General features: G+C 66.2%; 19 protein-coding genes and 1 tRNA gene. 9 read left to right on the top strand and 11 right to left on the bottom strand.

Annotation, left to right across the window (positions count from 1 at the left end):
• Positions 1-50: 50 nt before the first annotated feature.
• The 5 genes from TPR58_RS15120 to TPR58_RS15100 form a co-directional block, all read right to left on the bottom strand.
• Positions 51-521, bottom strand: a complete 471-nt coding sequence (locus TPR58_RS15120) for an IS5 family transposase (RefSeq protein ID WP_346247541.1) — start codon at positions 519-521, stop codon at positions 51-53.
• Positions 522-625: 104 nt separating this feature from the next.
• Positions 626-835 (bottom strand): transposase, encoded by a 210-nt coding sequence (locus TPR58_RS15115; protein WP_346247540.1) that lies wholly within the window; start codon positions 833-835, stop codon positions 626-628.
• Positions 836-880: 45 nt separating this feature from the next.
• Positions 881-1,210 carry a hypothetical protein gene (locus tag TPR58_RS15110; protein ID WP_346247539.1) on the bottom strand — a complete coding sequence of 110 codons (330 nt, stop codon included), beginning with the start codon at positions 1,208-1,210 and terminating at the stop codon, positions 881-883.
• A 124-nt stretch (positions 1,211-1,334) separates the two neighbouring features.
• Positions 1,335-1,760: an Imm63 family immunity protein gene (locus tag TPR58_RS15105; protein WP_346247538.1), complete on the bottom strand. Its 426-nt coding sequence runs from the start codon at positions 1,758-1,760 to the stop codon at positions 1,335-1,337.
• Positions 1,761-1,930: 170 nt separating this feature from the next.
• Positions 1,931-2,005, bottom strand: a tRNA-Gly gene (locus tag TPR58_RS15100).
• A gap of 189 nt (positions 2,006-2,194) precedes the next feature.
• Between TPR58_RS15100 and TPR58_RS15095 the strand changes: the two genes are divergently transcribed.
• A complete protein-coding gene (locus tag TPR58_RS15095; RefSeq protein WP_346247537.1) occupies positions 2,195-3,106 on the top strand; it encodes a tetratricopeptide repeat protein in 912 nt (303 codons plus the stop codon).
• Positions 3,103-3,714: an LON peptidase substrate-binding domain-containing protein gene (locus TPR58_RS15090; protein WP_346247536.1), complete on the top strand. Its 612-nt coding sequence runs from the start codon at positions 3,103-3,105 to the stop codon at positions 3,712-3,714. Before TPR58_RS15095 ends, TPR58_RS15090 begins: the two co-directional genes overlap by 4 nt.
• 3 nt (positions 3,715-3,717) lie before the next feature.
• Here TPR58_RS15090 and TPR58_RS15085 read toward each other — a convergent pair whose 3' ends face one another.
• From TPR58_RS15085 to ung, 3 genes are read right to left on the bottom strand one after another with little or no spacing between them, the layout of a single operon-like run.
• Positions 3,718-4,332, bottom strand: a complete 615-nt coding sequence (locus TPR58_RS15085; protein WP_346247535.1) for a hypothetical protein — start codon at positions 4,330-4,332, stop codon at positions 3,718-3,720.
• Positions 4,329-4,883 (bottom strand): hypothetical protein, encoded by a 555-nt coding sequence (locus tag TPR58_RS15080; RefSeq protein WP_346247534.1) that lies wholly within the window; start codon positions 4,881-4,883, stop codon positions 4,329-4,331. The genes TPR58_RS15085 and TPR58_RS15080 overlap by 4 nt, the downstream gene beginning before the upstream one ends.
• Positions 4,880-5,575: a uracil-DNA glycosylase gene (ung, locus tag TPR58_RS15075; RefSeq protein WP_346247533.1), complete on the bottom strand. Its 696-nt coding sequence runs from the start codon at positions 5,573-5,575 to the stop codon at positions 4,880-4,882. Before ung ends, TPR58_RS15080 begins: the two co-directional genes overlap by 4 nt.
• A 116-nt stretch (positions 5,576-5,691) precedes the next feature.
• On the opposite strand from ung, the gene TPR58_RS15070 reads away from it, so the two are divergent.
• Together TPR58_RS15070 and TPR58_RS15065 are read left to right on the top strand one after the other, a co-directional pair.
• Entirely contained in the window at positions 5,692-6,042 is a 351-nt protein-coding gene (locus TPR58_RS15070; protein WP_346247532.1) for a GFA family protein, read from the top strand.
• A 98-nt stretch (positions 6,043-6,140) separates the two neighbouring features.
• The gene (locus TPR58_RS15065) at positions 6,141-6,719 is read left to right on the top strand and encodes a carbohydrate binding domain-containing protein (protein WP_346247531.1); all 579 of its coding nucleotides are present in this window, start codon (positions 6,141-6,143) and stop codon (positions 6,717-6,719) included.
• Between the two features lie 21 nt (positions 6,720-6,740).
• Here TPR58_RS15065 and ubiG read toward each other — a convergent pair whose 3' ends face one another.
• Entirely contained in the window at positions 6,741-7,472 is a 732-nt protein-coding gene (gene ubiG / locus TPR58_RS15060; RefSeq protein ID WP_346247530.1) for a bifunctional 2-polyprenyl-6-hydroxyphenol methylase/3-demethylubiquinol 3-O-methyltransferase UbiG, read from the bottom strand.
• Positions 7,473-7,529: 57 nt separating this feature from the next.
• Here ubiG and TPR58_RS15055 point away from each other — a divergent pair, with 57 nt between their 5' ends.
• Positions 7,530-8,783, top strand: coding sequence for an aspartate kinase (locus TPR58_RS15055; protein WP_346247529.1), 1,254 nt, complete (start codon positions 7,530-7,532; stop codon positions 8,781-8,783).
• A gap of 56 nt (positions 8,784-8,839) precedes the next feature.
• Positions 8,840-9,859, top strand: a complete 1,020-nt coding sequence (locus TPR58_RS15050) for an NAD(P)H-dependent flavin oxidoreductase (protein WP_346247528.1) — start codon at positions 8,840-8,842, stop codon at positions 9,857-9,859.
• Between the two features lie 55 nt (positions 9,860-9,914).
• Here the strand turns inward: TPR58_RS15050 and TPR58_RS15045 are convergent, their stop codons facing one another.
• Together TPR58_RS15045 and TPR58_RS15040 are read right to left on the bottom strand one after the other, a co-directional pair.
• A complete protein-coding gene (locus tag TPR58_RS15045; RefSeq protein WP_346247527.1) occupies positions 9,915-10,862 on the bottom strand; it encodes an HAAS signaling domain-containing protein in 948 nt (315 codons plus the stop codon).
• A complete protein-coding gene (locus TPR58_RS15040) occupies positions 10,859-11,200 on the bottom strand; it encodes a PadR family transcriptional regulator (protein ID WP_346247526.1) in 342 nt (113 codons plus the stop codon). Before TPR58_RS15040 ends, TPR58_RS15045 begins: the two co-directional genes overlap by 4 nt.
• A gap of 148 nt (positions 11,201-11,348) precedes the next feature.
• Here TPR58_RS15040 and ptsP point away from each other — a divergent pair, with 148 nt between their 5' ends.
• The 3 genes from ptsP to TPR58_RS15025 all read left to right on the top strand — a co-directional run bounded on the left by ptsP (position 11,349) and on the right by TPR58_RS15025 (position 15,640).
• Positions 11,349-13,634 carry a phosphoenolpyruvate--protein phosphotransferase gene (gene ptsP, locus TPR58_RS15035; protein WP_346247525.1) on the top strand — a complete coding sequence of 762 codons (2,286 nt, stop codon included), beginning with the start codon at positions 11,349-11,351 and terminating at the stop codon, positions 13,632-13,634.
• 103 nt (positions 13,635-13,737) lie between these two features.
• Positions 13,738-14,643 (top strand): helix-turn-helix domain-containing protein, encoded by a 906-nt coding sequence (locus TPR58_RS15030; RefSeq protein WP_346247524.1) that lies wholly within the window; start codon positions 13,738-13,740, stop codon positions 14,641-14,643.
• A 64-nt stretch (positions 14,644-14,707) separates the two neighbouring features.
• Complete coding sequence (locus tag TPR58_RS15025) at positions 14,708-15,640, top strand: tetratricopeptide repeat protein (RefSeq protein WP_346247523.1); 933 nt, start codon at positions 14,708-14,710, stop codon at positions 15,638-15,640.
• Positions 15,641-15,654: the final 14 nt, after the last annotated feature.

The raw sequence follows: 15,654 nt of genomic DNA, 5'->3' as shown, positions 1-15,654 counted from the left end.
TTCTCGACCATCAGAAAGCGCAATTTTGTCATTCTGTATTTTGGCTGAGACTAGGCATCGTGGACAAAGGGTATCCACAGTTTGATTGAAGCGAGAGTGACGAAGCCGAGGTATGATTCCCTGGTTTTGTCGTATCGGGTGGCGACGCGCCGCCAGTTTTTGAGTTTGCTGAACAAGCGCTCGACGAGATTACGCCAGCGGTATTTCACGCGATCGTGCGAGATGGGTGTGCGGCGATTGCTCTTGGCAGGGATGACGGCCTCGACGCCGGCTGCGGCGAGCTGTGCGCGGATTGCGTCTGCGTCGTAGCCCTTGTCGGCGAGCAGCGCCTCGATCCGGTCGCCGAGCATCCGGAACAGCGGGCCGAAGCCCTGCACATCGTGCGTCTGTCCCGGCGTCAGGACGAAGCCGAGCGGTCGGCCGTGCCCGTCGCAGCGGGCGTGGAGCTTGGTGGTGAAGCCACCGCGCGACCGGCCAAGCCCCTGGGTCTCTTGATCCCCTTTTTTAGCCCGACGGCGCAATGATGCGCCCGGACTACCGTGCTGTCGATCATGTCGGCGCTGGTATCGCGCTCCACCATCTCGGCCAGCGTCTCCAGCAGGGCGTCGAATACGCCGGCATCGACTCAGCGCCGGTAGCGCCGGAATACGCTGTTCCACTTTCCATAATCGTCCGGCAGCAGACGCCACTGCGCGCCTGAGCGCGCCATCCATATCATGCCCTCGAAGTAACGACGGTTGTCGCCCGCCGGCCGACATCCGCGACCATGCTCGGGCGGCAGCAACGGTCCGATCAGCGCCCACTCTTCGTCCGATACCCCGATCCGCTCGCCCAACGCCGCCTCCAAAAGACAGCCTTGAATCAACCCGTGAGCCTCAGGTCAAGCTTTGTCCACGATGCCTAACCCTAAGGCGTGAGCGCCTTCTTCAATCTGGCGCTGCCATCCTGCGACGTCACCGTGAAATATCAGCGGATACATGGACGTCGTATCCGGTAACGTGATGATGCAGCCCTCAAGCACAACGCCGCCGCCGGTCACTAGCGGTGGATTTACTTTTCTGGTAACGTTGCGGAAAATCTTCGCAGGAAGCTCCTTTGAATAGAACGACACATACCGCACCATGTCGGCTTCGCCGAGTAGGGTGCCAGGAATGGGGCGCTCTTTTTGAACAGGGCCGCGTCCCAATATTTCCTCGATCGATTTAGGCATCGCAACTCAACGTTATCTGGATGCGGGAGCTATTACTAACTTACTTTCCGACTGTTGACTGCGACAGCTTCCCAAATCCAAAGCTACTCTCTGCGGGCGAGGGTTTAGCGTAGGCTGGCATGACTCACTTGTCGACAAACGGGTGCCTGCTGAGAATTTCCGCGTGTTCGGCCTCCTGCCGTGCCGCCCATTCGGGAGAGAGGCGTTCGAGATACTCGATCTGCTTGGCGAACAGCTGGCGGCGGGTGTCTTCGCCAGTGCGGCGGTGCTTCACTTCGAAGTTGGACGCCATCGAAAAGGTGACGCCGTCGAAGATCCAGTAGAGCAGATCGTCGAGATCGTCGGTCGTTCGCCGCTCGAACTCGTTACCGCGTTCGCACACGACGAAATGATAGCGGCTGCCCGCCTCGATATGCGGGGTGCCGTCCTGACGCGAGCCGCCATAGCTCACCGGATCGCCCGGCGGAGCCCCGACCTGATCGACCAGCACGCGAACCCGCGCCCGTATCTCCGGCAGCCCGGGACGAGACTTGAAAAGTCCGAACACCATATTGCGTCGTGGCGCGGTGAGGCGCTTCGGGCAAGATGTCGGTACAGGCCAATGAGGGACGAAGACCGGGGATTCTCGACGTTGCGACCGCTGGATCGGACGAAGCGCTACAAAAGAACCGAGGATTTCGAGAGTGGCCGAGGATCGCTGATCCTCGACGTTGAAACCGCTGGAGCGGGCGAAGGGATTCGAACCCTCGACCCCAACCTTGGCAAGGTTGTGCTCTACCCCTGAGCTACGCCCGCTCTGGCGTTTCCCGACCCGGTGGAGGACCCATGGGCCGGGTCAAGGCGGCGGCCACTAGCATCGGTCCCTGGGGGCGGCAACCCCCTTTTATGCGAAAAGCGCATAATCTGAAAAAGCTTGGCCTCGGCGACCCGAAACCCCACATAGGCGCGATCCTTTCGCACCCTTTTCAGACTCGGGAGCTTCCCTTGGCCACTGCCGGACTGACCACTGCCGAACGCGAAGCCGTCGAGGCGTTCCGCCGCGACGTCGTCGAACCCTCCATGACCAGCCTGGTCATCGTCGATTTCTGGGCGGAATGGTGCGGGCCCTGCAAGCAGCTGACCCCGGTGCTGGAGAAGGTTTCGGCCGACTATGCGTCCAAGGGCGTGGTGCTGGCCAAGGTCGATGTCGACCAGAACCAGTTCATCGCCTCGCAATTCCAGGTCCGCTCGATCCCGACCGTCTATGCGATGTTCCAGGGCCAGCTGGTCGCGGACCTGACTTCGGCGCGCACCGAGACCCAGGTGCGCACGATGCTCGACCAGATTCTGCGCCAGCTGCCGATCCAGAGCGAGGATGCGCAGCAGGAAGCCGAGCTCGAGCCGCTGATCGCCATGGCCGAGCAGGTGCTTGCCGACGGCGATGCCGAACGCGCCCTCTCGATCTTCGAACAGATCGCGGACATGGCGCCCGACCATCCTGCGATCGTCGCGGGGCGCGCCCGGGCATTGCTGGCGCTGGGTCGGACCGAGGACGCCGAGGCTGCGCTGACGGATCTGCCCGACGAAGTCGGCAAGGCGGCCGAAATCGATCGAGCGCGTTCGGCGATCGCGCTGGCGAAGGAGGCGAAGCCGGTCGACGACCTGTCGCGACTGGCCGCGCATGCCGCCGTCAACCCCGAGGACATGGACGCGCGCTACGAGCTGGCCGGCGGCCAGATGGCGGCGGGCGACCGCGACGGGGCGGCAGCGACGCTGCTTGGCATGATCGAGACCGATCGCGAGTGGAACGAGGGCGCCGCCCGCCAGCGGCTGCTGAAGCTGTTCGAGGTCGTCGGGCTCGAGGATCCCTGGGTATCGGCGCAGCGGCGCAAGCTGTCCGCCATCCTGTTCGGATGACCGTCACCCGGCTTTCGATCTTCCCGCTTCCGGGAGCGCTGCTGCTCCCCCGGATGCACCTGCCGCTGCATATCTTCGAACCGCGCTATCGTGCGATGGTGACCGATTCGCTCGCGCGCGACCGGCGGATCGGCATGATCCAGCCGCGCGGGGAGGGCGACCCGGTGCCGCTGTTCGACATCGGTTGCGTCGGCCGGATCGCCGATGTCGAGGCGCTGGACGACGGCCGCTTCAATCTGGTGCTGGAGGGGCTGGCGCGCTTCACGGTGGTGCGCGAGCTGGAGGTTTCCACCCCCTTCCGCCAGATCGAGGCCGAGCTGGAACCGGTCGCCGAGCCCGAGACGCTGGCGCTGGCCGAACGGGCCTCGCTCGAACTCGAATCGCGCCGTTTCGCCGATGCCCAGGGATATGCGGTCGATTGGGAAGCCGTCACCCGGCTAGACGACGAATCGCTGGTCAACGGAATCGCCCAGGTCGCGCCGTTCGACGCAGCTTCGAAACAGGCGTTGCTGCAGGCCGATTCCCTGGCGGATCGCGCCTCGCTGATCGTCCAGCTGATGCATTTCTATGGTCGCTACGGCGATGAGGAAACCGCCACGCTGCAATAGCCGTCAGCGGCGATACACGCCGCCGAAGGTGACGTTGTGGCCGCCGCAGCCATAATTGTCGCGGCCGATCAGATAGGGGCCGAGCAGCCGCAGCGTGATGTCGCAGCCCGCCATCGGGCTGAACGCGACCTTGCCGTCGGCGGGTCGGATGGCGACATCGAACTCGCCATAGTTGACGCCGAGCTTGACCGCTTCCTTGCGGTGGGCACCCCAGGTTGCATAGCCGACAGCGTGCAGTGCGGCCGGATCGGTGGTGCGCGTGATGTCGATCCTGCCCTCCCATGCGGTCCAGCCTCCGAGCCAGGCCGAAGGCGCGGGCGACGGGGGTTCGACCCGCGCGAGCGATCTGCTGTCGATCCAGCCGCTCGTGACCCGACGGGACTTCCCGACATGGAGGACCAAGGTGAAGCGATCCCTAGTGCGGATGGCGACGAGGAGATCGCCGGCGGCGACCGACTCCGTGCGGCGCTTGCCCGGCCCTTCTTCGGCGGTGCCGCTGAAATGCTGTCTGGGGCCCGGGCGAACCTTCGCCAGCCAGGCAGAATCGATGTCGTCGATCAGCTGCGCCGCTGCGGGGGCCGGCGCCAGGGCAAGCAGGAGTGCGGCAAGGCGAATCATCCGCTTCCCCAGGGCGGGGGTGGCGGGGTGACCGGCCGGGTCAGGTCGAACTCGACGCGAAATCGGCGTCCCGGCCGGCGCAGCTCATAGGCGAAGCGGGTCGCGTCCACCTCGATCGCCCAGACATTGGTGGTCGAGCGACTATTGCCCGCGCTTCGGAACATCGCGATCGACTCGGCGTCGACGGGAAACTCCTGGCGCTGCGCGGTCCCGTCGGCGGTCGTGTCGCCGCCATAAAGCGTCGTCGCGTCCGGAGCGCCGTCCTCGTGCCGATGGTCATGCTTCAGGCGCAGTCCGGTCGCGGTGCGCGTGACCACCCAGGTCCGCGAGCGGTCCTCGCCGACATGGAAGGGGATGCGCAGCTCGGAAGCGCTGCAGTCGCGGACGTGCATGACCAGAGATTTGTCGGTGAAATCGGCGTCGGCCGGATCGGTGCTGACGACCCGCCCGGCGAACGCCTTGCCGCACAAGGCGTGCAGGCGGGTGAAGAACGCATCCTGCGGCGCGGCGGCGCCCAGCAGGGCGGGAGAGATCAGGGCGAGCAGCATCATAGCGCGGGCAGCGCCCAGTCAATCGGCGCGCGGCCGTGCGACTCGAGAAAGGCATTGGCCTTCGAGAAATGGTTGTTGCCGAAAAAGCCCGAATGCGCGGACAGCGGCGAGGGGTGGGGCGACTTCAACACCAGATGCCGCCCGCCGCGATCGACCGAGTCGACGAAAGCCGCCTTCTTCTGGGCATGGCTGCCCCAGAGCAGGAACACGGTCGGCTCGGCCCGGGCGTTGACGAGTCGGATCACCGCGTCGGTGAATTTCTCCCAGCCCCTTCCCTGGTGTGATGCCGCCATGCTCATCTCGACGGTAAGAACGGCATTGAGCAGCAACACGCCCTGCCGCGCCCAGTGTTCGAGAAAGCCGTGGCGGGCGCGGGGGATGCCGAGATCGCTCTCCAGCTCCTTGTAGATGTTGACCAGGCTCGGCGGTACGCGGACATTGGGGCGCACGGAGAAGCACAGGCCGTGCGCCTGGCCGGGACCGTGATAGGGGTCCTGACCGAGAATCACGACGCGAACATTCTCCAGCGGCGTCAGGTCGAGCGCCCGGAACCACTCGCTGCCGGCAGGGAAAATGCGTTTTCCCGCCGCCTTCTCGGCTTTCAGGAAGTCGCGCAGCGCCGCCATATAAGGACTGGCGAATTCCTCGCGCAGCGGTTCGAGCCAGCTGGGATGCAGTTTTAAGTCGGCCATCGTCGCGAAGGTGGGGCAGGAGGACGCGACAGGTCAATTGTGGATGTGAATCCGATTGCTGCATGACCATGCATGATGTAGAACATTAGAAGAACAACAAAAGAGGGGATTCGACAATGCCTGTGACCGGAAGCTGCCATTGCGGTGCCGTCGCCTACACGCTGGACGAGGAGATGCCGACCGGCGCCATGGCGTGCAATTGCTCGATCTGCCAGCGCCGCGGGTATCTGCTTCACTTCACCACGCCCGAGGCCGTGATCATCGAGGCGGCCGACGATGCGATGACGGACTATAGCTTTGGCAGGGGTGTCATTCGGCATCAATTCTGTCGGACGTGCGGCTGCGCACCCGTCGGCGGCGGCACCGGACCGGATGGCAAGGAGGTGATCGTGATCAACCTGCGCTGTACCGACGGCATCGATCTCGATGCCCTGCAGATCCAGCATTATGACGGGGCGGGCGCCTGACCGAGATGGGCGTGCGACAACGCTGACATTTTGCCGCTTGAAACCGGCGCGAACCAGGAATAGCCTCCTCGCATAATAACCTGTGGGGAGGATATTTGATGACCATTCGCATCGCTCTTGCGGTGTCGACGCTGGCCGCGTCGATCGCCCTGATACCGGCGCCGCTGCGCGCCCAGACGGCGCCGGCCGCCCCGGCTCCGGCGGCCGAGCCGGTCGTCCTCAATGGTCCCCATCCTGAGGAACTGATCGTTTACGGTTTGCCCGGTGGTGGCAAACCCAAGCTGGTGAAGGATGACAAGGTCCAGTTCGGCAAAGCGCTGAGGCTCGACACGCCGGGCGGCGGGGAAGCCTGGACGGTAGGCGTGAACTCGCCGCTGACAGGAGCGGTAAAAAAAGGCGACAAGATTCTGGTCGCCTTTTACGCGCGGCTGGAGAAAGGTGCCGGTGGCGCCACGACCGCCAGGGTGAACGGCCAGCTACAGCTCAGTAACGCCCCCTATACCCAGTTGTACGGCAAGGCGTTCGACATCACGACCGAATGGAAGCTCTACCAGGTCGTCGGCCGCGCTGACCGCGACTATGCCGCGGGCGAATTGTCGGCCGCACTGCACGTCAACACCGCGAAGCAGACGCTCGATATCGGTGCGATTGCAGTCCTCGACTACGGTCAGAAATAAGCGGCGCCGCGCGTCCGGGCCTCAGGCCCGGACGACGGTGACCAGATAGTCGAGGCTCGTATCCTCGCTGAGGACGAAGCCGCGGGCAGGCGAGAAGCGCAGCCCGCGCGTTTCGATGACCTTCAGCCCGGCATCGGCCAACTGAGCAGTCAGTTCGTCCGGGGTGAGAAACTGGTCCCAGTCGTGCGTCCCCTTGGGCACCGCACCGACGCCCTCGCCGATCGTGATCATCGCCACCCGGGACAGCCAGGTCCGGTTGGGTGTCGACAGCACCATCAGCCCGCTCTCGGCCAGCGCGCCCGCCAGGCCGGCGATGAAGGCAGGCACGTCGGCGACATGCTCGATCACTTCCATCGACACGACCAGGTCGAAGCTGCGCCCGGCCAGCGCCTCGATCCCGCCGGCGATATAGTCGATGTCCAGCCCGGCCGCCTCGGCATGGGCGCGGGCGGCGCCGATATTCTCCGGTGCGGCATCCAGTCCGGTCGCGCGTGCGCCCATTCGCGCCAGCGGTTCGGTCAGCAGGCCGGCGCCGCAGCCGACGTCGAGCGCGGTGCGCCCGGCCAGCGGCGAGAAGCCGCCGGTGTCGCCGCCCCAATGGTCGTCGATCGCGTCGCGCAGATAGGCGAGCCGCGCCGGATTGAGCCGGTGGAGCATCGCCGACGAGCCCTTGGGATTCCACCAGTCGGCGGCGAGTCGGCCGAAATGCTCAGCTTCACGCGGGTCAACGGTTGCTATGGTTGCGTTTGCCATGGCCCGCTCCTATCAGCCCGGCTCTCTGATCCCAAGGGCCGGAAGCAAGACCAGACCATGGCACGTATCGTGATGAAGTTCGGCGGCACCTCGATGGCGGGGATCGAGCGGATTCGCAACGTCGCGATGCGCGTCAAGCGCGAGGCCGAGGCGGGCAACCAGGTCGCCGTCGTCGTCTCGGCGATGGCCGGCGAGACCGACCGGCTCGTCAATTTCTGCCGCGAAGCCTCGTCTCTCTACGATCCGCGCGAATATGATGTCGTCGTCTCGTCGGGCGAGCAGATCACCGCGGGCCTGCTGGCGATCGCGCTGCAGTCGATCGGGGTCAAGGCGCGCAGCTGGCTCGGCTGGCAGCTGCCGATCCGCACCTCGGACGGCCATGCCTCGGCCCGCATCGCCGACATCGACACGGTCGCGCTCGATGCCAGCCTGGCGGCGGGCGAAGTCGCGGTGATCCCCGGCTTCCAGGGCCTCGCCGCCGGCGAGCGCGTGACCACGCTGGGCCGCGGCGGATCGGATACCTCGGCGGTGGCGATGGCGGCGGCGATGAAGGCCGATCGCTGCGATATCTATACCGATGTCGACGGGGTCTATACGACCGACCCGCGCATCGTGCCGCGCGCGCGCAAGCTGAAGCGCGTTACCTATGAAGAAATGCTCGAACTCGCCAGCGTCGGGGCCAAGGTGCTCCAGACCCGCTCGGTGGGACTGGCGATGAAGGAAAAAGTCCGCGTCCAGGTGCTGTCCTCGTTCGTCGACGCCGATGGCGCCAGCGAACCCGGCACGCTGATCGTCGGCGAAGAGGAGATCGACGACATGGAACGCCAGCTCATCACCGGCGTCGCCTATGACAAGAACGAGGCGAAGATCACGTTGACCGCGGTGCCCGACCGGCCCGGTGCGGTGGCGTCGATCTTCACCCCGCTTGCCGAGGCGAACATCAACGTCGACATGATCGTCCAGAACATCGCCCATTCGACCGGGTCGACCGACGTGACCTTCACCGCGCCCCAGGCCGAACTGGCCCGCGTGCTCGACGTGTTCGAGAAGCAGCGCGAGGCGATCGGTTTCGAACAGCTGCTGCACGACACGCGCGTGTCCAAGGTATCGGTCGTCGGCGTCGGCATGCGCAGCCATGCCGGCGTCGCGGCGACGATGTTCAAGACGCTGGGCGACCGCGGCATCAACGTCCAGGCGATCACGACCTCGGAAATCAAGGTGTCGGTGCTGATCCACGAGGACGAGACCGAGCTGGCCGTCCGCGTGCTGCACACCGCCTATGGGCTGGACGTCGAGGACACGGCGGCTTGACGCGCTCCCGTCATCCCGGCGAAAGCCGGGAATCAATGACGGGATAGAATGATCAGATGACTGTCGGCCAAGAGAGACTGACGCGCCGGATGGCGCGCGGCGTCGAGTTCCTGGGAAGCCAGGTTGCCATCATGTGCGGTGCGATGTCGTGGGTTTCCGAACGGAACCTGGTGGCGGCGATGTCCAATGCGGGCGGCTTCGGCCTGATCGCCTGCGGTGCGATGACGCCGGAACTGCTCGATGCGGAGATCGCCGGCACCAAGGCGCTGACCGACAAGCCGTTCGGCGTGAACCTGATCACGATGCATCCGCAATTGTTCGACCTGATCGAGGTCTGCAATCGCCATCAGGTCAGCCATATCGTGCTCGCCGGCGGACTGCCGCCCGCGGGGTCGCTCGATGCGATCAAGGCGAATGGCGCCAAACTGATCTGCTTCGCACCGGCGCTCAGCCTGGCGAAGAAGCTGGTCCGCTCCGGCGTCGATGCGCTGGTGGCCGAGGGCATGGAAGCCGGCGGCCATATCGGCCCGGTGTCGACCAGCGTGCTGGCGCAGGAGATCCTGCCTGATATCGCGTCGCAGGTCCCGGTGTTCGTCGCCGGCGGGATCGGCCGCGGCGAGGCGATCGCCGGCTATCTCGACATGGGCGCGGCCGGCGTCCAGCTCGGCACGCGCTTCGTGTGCGCGACCGAGAGCATCGCGCACCCCAATTTCAAGAAGGCCTTCATCCGGGGATCGGCGCGCGATGCGGTCGCCAGCGTGCAGATCGATCCGCGCCTGCCGGTCATTCCGGTGCGCGCGCTGAAGAATGCCTCAACCGAATTGTTCACCGCCAAGCAGCGCGAAGTCGCCCAGGCGCTGGACGAGGGCAAGCTGGCGATGATGGAAGCCCAGCTCCAGATCGAACATTATTGGGCGGGCGCGCTGCGCCGGGCGGTGATCGACGGCGATGTCGAGAACGGCTCGCTGATGGCCGGCCAGTCGGTTGGGATGGTGACGAAGGAGGAGCCGCTGGTCGATATCCTCGCCACGCTGATGGCCGAAGCCGCGCAGGCGCTGGAGAAGCGGGCGGCTTGAACCGAGGCGAACGGCCCGCGCCAGTTCCGGAGCGGGCCGTCGGTCTTCAGGGCGGTCAGCGGCCGCGCGCCGCCTTCCGGAAATCGACCAGCGTGGTGACGATCATCACCACCGCCACCGCGACCATGCCGATGCCGAGCGCGAGATCGACGCTGTCGGCCACTCGCGCGGCGTCGGCCGGATCCATCGTCGTCGCGCGCACGACAACCCATGTGCCGGCGCGGTGCAGGCCGGCGATCAGCAGCAGCGTCGCGATCGCATTGACCGTGCCCATCACGAGACGCGCGATCCGCCAGCCGGGCCTGATACATTTGACCAGCGCGATCGCCAGCTGGATCACCGCGAGCGCCAGGATCGGCCAGTAATAGTCGGCCCAGACCGGCGCCGCCTCCAGGACCAGCCCACGGTGGGCGGGGATCGGCAGCGTGAAACTGTCCGTCCACCACAGGATGAAGGCGATGCCGATGCCGATCTCGATCGCCGATTCCCAGCGGCCGGGCGCGGGGCGGTCGGCGGGCGGCAGTTGTTCGGGGCGCCAGTTGCGGACATGCTCGGCTGCGAAGCCGGTGCGTTCCAGCACGGCGAAGACGAGTGTGATGATCGCCGCCGCCGACAGGGCGCCGTCCCAGACACCGGCCGCGGCCCGGACCAGGGCGCGAACCACCGGTGCATGTCCCAGCATCAGGTCCGCCGCGCCGATCGCGACCATCAGCACGATGACGACCGCCCCGACGACCTTCATCGTGAACAGGTAGAAGGGGAAGATCTGGGGCCCGATCAGAACTTGATGCGGCTTGTAGCCGGCTGCCACGACCAGCGGGTGGCCGAAGTCCTTCAGGATCGCGGCGACCTCGTCCCTGCGCAGCGGTCGATCTAGCGCCTCCTCCCGATCCTCGATCCGGCTGGAAAGCACGTCGCGCAGTTCGGCGACGATATCGTCCGCCTTGCCCGCGGGCAGGCTACGACGGACGGACGACAGGTAGCGGTCGACTAGATCGGTCATTGGTCCTTCTCCGTAAGGCGCAGGATCGAGGTGGAGATCGCATTCCATTCGGCGAGAAGCTGGGCGAGCACCTCGGTGCCGTCCGCGTTCAGGCGGTAGAAGCGCTTGTTGCGCTTGCCCTCCTCGCGCCACTCGCTGTTCAGGAGGCCCTGCGCCTCCAGCCGCCGCAGCAGCGGGTAGAGGGCGCTTTCCTCGATCGGCAGCCCGGCATCCTCCAGGCTCTGGCGCAGGGTGTAGCCGTAGCGCTCCTCGCGCAGTGCGCCGAGCACGGCGATCACCAGCGATCCGCGGCGCAACTCGATGCGCAGTTTTTCGAAAAGGTCGTCCTCGATCGGCATGCTATGTCTCGCATCCTGTGTGACATATACTGTATGACAAATAGTATAAGGGCGCAAGCCCGACCGGAGCGTGCGCGATTTGCGCCATATCCGCATGAAACGAACAGGTGCATTGGCAGCGGGCGACATGATCTGTTAGCGCTTCCGCATGGCCCTGAGCGCAGTCGCTTCCGCACGCGAGATCCTCACGCGTCTTCACGACGTGATGGCGAAGCGTCTTCCCGCCCAGGCCAAGCTCAATGCCGTCGTCAACATCATCGGCGAGGCGCTCGATAGCGAGGTCTGCTCGATCTATCTGCTGCGCGAAGGCGTGCTCGAACTGTTCGCGACGCGCGGGCTGGCGCAGGAGGCGGTGCACGTCACCAAGCTGGCGCTGGGCGAGGGCCTGGTCGGCACGATCGCCGGCAATGTCGAGACGCTGAACCTCGACGAGGCGGCATCGCATCCCGACTTCGCCTATCGCCCGGAGACGGGCGAGGAGAAATATCACAGCTTCGCCGGCGTCCCGATCATCCGGCGCGAGCGGGCAGTGGGCGTGCTGGCGGTCCAGCATGCCGCCGCGCGCAAATATGACGATGTCGAGATCGAGGCGCTGCAGACCGTCGCGATGGTGCTGTCCGAGCTGATCGCCAATGCCGACCTGATCGACGTGGCGGCTGCGGGAAGCGGCGGGACGACGCGGATGCAGTCGACCGCAGCCGTTCGTGTCTCGGGCTTCCGCATCGTCGAAGGCATGGCGAGCGGCGTCGCGGTCTATCACCAGCCGCGCATCGTCATCGAACATACCGTCGCCGAGGATACCGAGGCCGAGCGTCACCGGGTCTATGCCGCGTTCGACAAGATGCGCGAGCAGATCGACCGGATGGCGAGCCAGGCCGAGTTCGGCGTGGGCGGCGAGCATGACGAGGTGCTCGCGATGTACAAGATGTTCGCCTATGACGAGGGCTGGAGCCGCCGCATCAACGAGGCGATCGATTCCGGCCTGACCGCAGAGGCGGCGATCGAGCGGGTCCAGCAGCGGACACGGATGCGGATGCGCGAGATCGACGATCCGCTGCTGCGCGACCGGATGCACGACCTGGAGGACCTGTCGAACCGGCTGATCCGGATCGTGTCGGGCCAGCTTGGCACCGCCGCGCAGATGGGGCTGCGCCAGGATTCGATCCTGATCGCGCGCAACCTGGGCCCTGCCGAACTGCTCGAATATGACCGGCGCCGGCTGAAGGGCGTGGTGCTGGAGGAGGGCTCACTCACCGCGCATGTCACGATCGTCGCGCGGGCGATGGGGATCCCCGTCCTGGGACGGGTGCGCGACGTCAAGAAGCTGATCGCCGAGGGCGACATGCTGCTGCTCGACGTCGGCGAGGAAAGCCTGTTCATCCGCCCGACCACCGCGACCGAGGAAGCGTTCGAGGCGAAGCTGGAACTCAGCCAGAAGCGCCGCGCCGCCTTCGCCCAGTTGCGCGGCGAGGCGCCGGTGACGGCCGATGGCCACCGCGTCACGCTGATGGTCAATGCCGGCCTGCGCGACGATGTCGCCGCGCTCGATCTGACCGGCGCCGACGGGATCGGGCTGTTCCGTACCGAATTCCAGTTCCTGGTGTCGGCGACGCTGCCGCGCCAGCAGGACCAGCAGAAGCTGTACCGTTCGGTGCTCGATGCCGCGGGCGATCGCCCAGTGACCTTCCGCACCGTCGATATCGGCGGCGACAAGGCGCTGCCCTATCTGAACCATGACGAGAATGGCGAGGAGGAGAATCCCGCCATGGGCTGGCGCGCGCTGCGCCTCGCCCTGTCGCGCGACGGCCTGATGAAGGCGCAGGCGCGCGCGCTGATCGAGGCGGGGGCGGGGCGGACGCTGAACATCATGTTCCCAATGGTGTCCGAACCCTGGGAATTCGAGGAGGCGCACGCCCTGTTCGAGGCGCAGCGCACCTGGCTGGCGTCGCGGGGGCGCAAGATGCCCGCCGAGATCCGCTATGGCGCGATGCTGGAGGTGCCGGCGCTTGCCGAGGTGCTCGACATCCTCCTGCCCAAGATCGATTTCCTGTCGATCGGGACAAATGACCTGACCCAGTTCCTGTTCGCGGCGGACCGTGCGCATCCCCGGCTTGCGCTGCGCTACGACTGGCTGAGCCCCTCGATCCTGCGCTTCATGAAGCGGGTGACGATGGAGGCCCAGGCGGCGGGCGTGCAGGTCGCGGTATGCGGCGAGATGGGGGGGCGACCGCTGGAGGCGATGGCGCTGCTCGGGCTCGGTATCGACCGGTTGTCGATCAGCCCTGCCGCGGTGGGGCCGGTCAAGGCGATGGTTCGCTCGCTCGACCGGGCCAAGTTGCTCGAACATATGGAAAATGCGCTGGTGCGCCCGCAGGGCTCGCTGCGCGAGTCGCTCGAGGGGTGGGCCGCGGAGCATTCGGTCGAACTGGCCTGAACCGAAGGCGGATCCGATGAACGCGTCGTTGACAGTCGCGTGCTCGTGGGTGACACCGCCCCCCAGGGCGGAGCAGCAGAAACCCCTTCCGCCGGAGAGATGAATGGAAGGCGAGCAGCCCGAATCCCAGGCCCAGCTGTTTCCCACCACGGTGGGAGAGAAGCTGCGCGCCGCGCGCGAAGCGAAGGGCATGGGCCTTGCCGACGTCGCCGCGGCGACGCGCATTCCGCAACGCCATCTCGAGGCGATCGAGAATTCGAATTACGGTTCCCTTCCCTCGTCGACCTATGCGCTGGGCTTTGCCAAGGCCTATGCGCGCGCCGTCGGCGCCGACGAGGTGGCGATCGCGCGCGACCTGCGCGGCGAACTGACGCACACCAGCTATGATCGCATCTCGACCGTCCCGTCCTACGAGATGCGCGATCCCACGCGCAGCGCGCCCAACGGGCTCGTCTGGGTCACGGTGATCGTGGCGGTGCTGATCGCCGTCGCCGCCGGCCTCTATTATGGCACCGACCTGTTCCGCGCGACCGCGCCGGCGCCCGAGACGATCGACAATCTGGTCGATCCCGCGCCCGAGATCGCGAACGAGACGGCGCCGGTTCAGCCCGGTGTCGGCCAGGTATCGCTGATCGCGACCGATCCGGTGTGGCTGCGCGTTTCCGACGGCAGCGGCAAGGTGCTGTTCGAAAAGGAAATGACCAAGGGCGAGCGCTACGACGTGCCCGCCGACGCGCAGCAGCCGCGGGCGCGGACCGCGCGCCCGGATCGTATCCAGGTGACGCTGAACGGGTCGAACGTCCCGCCGCTGAGCGCGACCGCGCAGACGGTCGATGTCGAAGTGAGTGCGGCGGCGTTGTCGGCACGCGGTCAGGGCGGCACGCCCGCCGCAACCACGACCCCGGCTTCCGCCCGCCCGACGCCGCGTCCGCCGGTTGCCTCCACACCGGCCGCCGTCCTGGCGCCGGTGCCGGCGGCGCCGAACCCGGCCGAGACACCCGCCCCGTAAATCGCCGTGACAGGCTGTCCGTGCCAATGACCTTGTTCCAGAATTCTCCCCCGGGGATGTGATAATGCGTTTTCTGATTGCTGCCGCCGCGCTGGCTTCCGTGCTTGGATTCACCGGAACCGCCCATGCCCAGTCGTCCGTCGAGGGTCGGGTCGACCGGCTCGAACGCGAGATGCGGGCGGTGCAGCGCAAGGTGTTCCCGGGCGGCGCGGGCGCGACGGTCGAGCCGCAGATCCGGCCCGAACAGTCCCCGGTCGAGATTCCTGGCGTTCCCGCCAGCAGCCCGGTCGCCGACCTGACGCAGCGGATCGCGTCGCTGGAAAGTCAGCTCCAGTCGCTGACCGGCCAGACCGAGCAGACCCAGAACCGCGTCAACCAGCTCGAGGATGCGTTCGCAGCCTATAAGCGCAGCACCGATGCCCGGATCCGTGCGCTGGAAGATTCGCTCTCGGCCGTGCCGGTGCGCGGCGGCGCCGACGGTCCCGCAACCGGCGGCAGCGGGAGCAATGGCGGCACCGCGGCTGCCCCGCCCGTGCCGGCGCCGGCACGTCCGACCGGAGCCCGCGCGGAACAGCTTGCCGCGATCCAGAAGCCCAATGGCGCCGATCCGGCCGAGAATGGCTATCTTTATGGCTATCGCCTGTGGGAGGCCAAATTCTATCCCGAGGCGCGCAAGGAGCTAGAGGCGGTCGTCACTGCCTATCCGAATCACCGCCGGGCCAGCTATGCCCAGAACCTGCTGGGCCGCGCCTATCTCGACGCCGGCGCACCCAGCCTCGCGGCCAAGACCTTTTTCGACAATTATTCGAAGAACCCCAAGGGCGAGCGCGCGCCCGACAGCCTGTACTTCCTTGCCCAGGCGCTGGAGAAGCTCAACAAGCCGTCGAGCGAGATCTGCCGCGTCTATGGCGAGCTCGAAAAGAGCTATGGCGATTCGATTTCGGCCGAGATCAAGTCGGGCGTCGCCGCTGGCCGCACGCGGCACAAGTGCAAGTGACCCGGTGCGGCTGA

It is taken from the genome of Sphingomonas rustica (assembly GCF_039652585.1).
In the GTDB taxonomy this organism is placed as follows: Bacteria; Pseudomonadota; Alphaproteobacteria; order Sphingomonadales; family Sphingomonadaceae; genus Sphingomonas; species Sphingomonas rustica.
The sequence above is the reverse complement of the archived record's forward strand: the minus strand, read 5'-3'. Positions and strand labels throughout refer to the sequence as shown.

Bases quoted from the DNA above. Each gene is read 5' to 3' on its own strand.
- ptsP (WP_346247525.1), top strand. From the start codon at position 11,349: ATGGCCCTGAGCGCAGTCGCTTCCGCACGCGAGATCCTCACGCGTCTT.
- TPR58_RS15030 (WP_346247524.1), top strand. From the start codon at position 13,738: ATGGAAGGCGAGCAGCCCGAATCCCAGGCCCAGCTGTTTCCCACCACG.
- ubiG (WP_346247530.1), bottom strand. From the start codon at position 7,472: ATGGCAAACGCAACCATAGCAACCGTTGACCCGCGTGAAGCTGAGCAT.
- TPR58_RS15090 (WP_346247536.1), top strand. From the start codon at position 3,103: ATGACCGTCACCCGGCTTTCGATCTTCCCGCTTCCGGGAGCGCTGCTG.
- TPR58_RS15085 (WP_346247535.1), bottom strand. From the start codon at position 4,332: ATGATTCGCCTTGCCGCACTCCTGCTTGCCCTGGCGCCGGCCCCCGCA.
- TPR58_RS15110 (WP_346247539.1), bottom strand. From the start codon at position 1,210: ATGCCTAAATCGATCGAGGAAATATTGGGACGCGGCCCTGTTCAAAAA.
- TPR58_RS15055 (WP_346247529.1), top strand. From the start codon at position 7,530: ATGGCACGTATCGTGATGAAGTTCGGCGGCACCTCGATGGCGGGGATC.
- TPR58_RS15040 (WP_346247526.1), bottom strand. From the start codon at position 11,200: ATGCCGATCGAGGACGACCTTTTCGAAAAACTGCGCATCGAGTTGCGC.
- TPR58_RS15025 (WP_346247523.1), top strand. From the start codon at position 14,708: ATGCGTTTTCTGATTGCTGCCGCCGCGCTGGCTTCCGTGCTTGGATTC.
- TPR58_RS15070 (WP_346247532.1), top strand. From the start codon at position 5,692: ATGCCTGTGACCGGAAGCTGCCATTGCGGTGCCGTCGCCTACACGCTG.
- ung (WP_346247533.1), bottom strand. From the start codon at position 5,575: ATGGCCGACTTAAAACTGCATCCCAGCTGGCTCGAACCGCTGCGCGAG.
- TPR58_RS15045 (WP_346247527.1), bottom strand. From the start codon at position 10,862: ATGACCGATCTAGTCGACCGCTACCTGTCGTCCGTCCGTCGTAGCCTG.
- TPR58_RS15105 (WP_346247538.1), bottom strand. From the start codon at position 1,760: ATGGTGTTCGGACTTTTCAAGTCTCGTCCCGGGCTGCCGGAGATACGG.
- TPR58_RS15065 (WP_346247531.1), top strand. From the start codon at position 6,141: ATGACCATTCGCATCGCTCTTGCGGTGTCGACGCTGGCCGCGTCGATC.
- TPR58_RS15080 (WP_346247534.1), bottom strand. From the start codon at position 4,883: ATGATGCTGCTCGCCCTGATCTCTCCCGCCCTGCTGGGCGCCGCCGCG.
- TPR58_RS15050 (WP_346247528.1), top strand. From the start codon at position 8,840: ATGACTGTCGGCCAAGAGAGACTGACGCGCCGGATGGCGCGCGGCGTC.